Raw genomic sequence first — 2031 nt, forward strand, 5'->3', positions numbered from 1 at the left:
GAGGTGCTCACCGTCGACACCTATGGCAATGTCCAGTTGGCCGCGGATACGGCCCTGCTGGCTTCGGCCGGGATGCGGCCCGGCCGCATGGTCCGGATCGCCGTGGGTGCCTTGGTGACCACAGTCCTGTTCGGGGTCACCTTCTCCTCGGTGGCTCCAGGTGAGCTCGTCGTCTACGTCGATGCTGCGGGCCTGGTGGCGCTCGCGGTCAACAGGGGCAGCGCCGCCGAGCGCCTGGCGGTCACGGCCGGGGATCTTCTCCGGCTGGCGGCGGTGCGCCCGTCGCCCTCCTGAACCTCCCACGCCCGCGCCACCTGTTCCGTCTACATCAGCTTTCTTCGTTCTCTTCGCTTTCTTCGCTCGATTCATTCGCTTCGTCGTGCCGACCGCTGGGGCAGGAGATTCCGGGCGCGGCCGGGCGGGTTCCGGTCGGGCGGATTCCCGGGTCAGCAGAAGCCCGGAATCGCCAGCCAGGCCGATCCCTGCAGGGGTGCGTCGTCGCGCAGCACAATTCCCTCGATCTTCCCGTACGGCCGGTCGGCCGCATGAAAGACAATGTTGGGATTATCCAGCCCGAAGGGCGTCAGATCGACCGGGAAGTGGTGCTTGTTCGGCATGGACATCCGGATTTCGGCCACTTCGGTGTGCGCGGTGAGGACCTCCCGGCCCATGGCGTACAGTGTCTGCTGCAGCGCGCTGCTGTGTACCTGGGCGAACGTCTCGAGCAGTGTCGCCCGGATGCTCGGGAAGAGTCTGTCGAATCCGACGTCGGCGTTCGTGTACCGCCAGCGGGCGGTGATCTCGGTCGCCAGGATGCGGTCGTCCGTTTCGGCCAGTGTGGTATACCTGTCCCGTATGAATCCCCGGAATTCCGATCCGGTCGACTTCAGTACGATCAGGCCGGCTATCCCGGAAACAACGTGCGGTGTGTCCCGGTCGAAAGTCACCGCCGTCGTCCGGTATTCGCAGCCGGTGCGGGAGAATGCGTGTTCGTGCCCTCCGCCGCCGACCTCGATCCGTTGCCAGCCGTATTCCTCGATCTCCACCCGCGCGCCGGTGACCCACGGACCGGATCCGGCGAAGTGCCGGGCGAGCCGCAGGCCGAACTCCTCGATCTCGCCGATACCGTGCTGGCGGGCGAAGGCGTAGACGGTGTTCTTCTGGGCGTCGGTCGTCAGTATGTGGCTGTTGTCCCCGTCGACGTGCGCGCCGGTGAAGTCGCCCCACAACGCCGACGAGACGCTGATGTCCCTGATCCGGTGAACCGGTGTCGAACGGTCTACGTGGACGAGCCTGACTTCCGCCTTTCCGTACTGGTTGCGACCGAGAACGATTGCCATCGCGCCTCCGCGGTTGGGGATCGGAACCTTTTTCGGGCCGGACTGTCGGCCGGTGCGCCCGCCCGAGGTGACGTTACCCGCGCTCCGTTCGGGTAACTGATCGTGACTTCCCGACACGGATGGGACGTGTCCTGCCCCGGTCGTCCAAATCGGTCGTCGACCGGACGCAACCTTTGAAAGCACTCAAGCGTCGGATGGGCTGATGAGGGAGGGGCTATGAAGTACTCGCGGGGAAGGCTACTCTCCGCATTCGAGCGTTGTACCAATGGTTATCGTCGTCCGTTTGACACCGGCCATTTCAATGATCAATGCGTCATCGGTCCGGCCACTGGGTACGGTCCGGCTGTGAATGAGTGGGAGTCACTCAAGACGGGTCGGCCAATGGGGCGGGTTCGCGTCCCGGTCCGCCGCACCCCGGCCTCTCGTTCCGCGGCCGGTCAGGTATCGTCCGATCCGCAAGGCCCCCGGGCGCGCGATAAGGGCTGTGACCGGGCGCCCTTTGGACGGATGGATGCCCGGGGTCTCCGGGCACGCGGAAAGCGATACAATCGCGCTTCCTTTGGCTGGGTAGATCTTCGGGGACCTCACGAGGTATGGGGGCTCCGCCTGAGGGGCGTATCCACCTCGCATCGACCGCTCATATCGACCGTCGGCGCGGCGATACTCGCCTGTATCGCCCTGACCTCGTGTT

At 65.4% G+C, this 2031-nt stretch carries 2 protein-coding genes; one reads left to right on the forward strand and one right to left on the reverse strand.

Annotated features, from left to right (window positions below):
• Positions 1-294, forward strand: a 294-nt coding sequence (locus DD1DGNOD_RS09655) for an SAM hydroxide adenosyltransferase (protein ID WP_165036561.1), incomplete at its 5' end; no start/stop codon positions are given.
• Positions 295-446: 152 nt separating this feature from the next.
• Here the strand turns inward: DD1DGNOD_RS09655 and pucL are convergent.
• Positions 447-1340 (reverse strand): factor-independent urate hydroxylase, encoded by an 894-nt coding sequence (pucL, locus tag DD1DGNOD_RS09660; RefSeq protein ID WP_131769942.1) that lies wholly within the window; start codon positions 1338-1340, stop codon positions 447-449.
• Between the last annotated feature and the right edge of the window lie 691 nt (positions 1341-2031).

The sequence above is a fragment of the Candidatus Protofrankia californiensis genome (assembly GCF_900634765.1).
In the GTDB taxonomy this organism is placed as follows: Bacteria; Actinomycetota; Actinomycetes; order Frankiales; family Frankiaceae; genus Protofrankia; species Protofrankia californiensis.

Coding starts and splice junctions, on each gene's coding strand:
- pucL (WP_131769942.1), bottom strand. CDS start 1,340: ATGGCAATCGTTCTCGGTCGCAACCAGTACGGAAAGGCGGAAGTCAGG.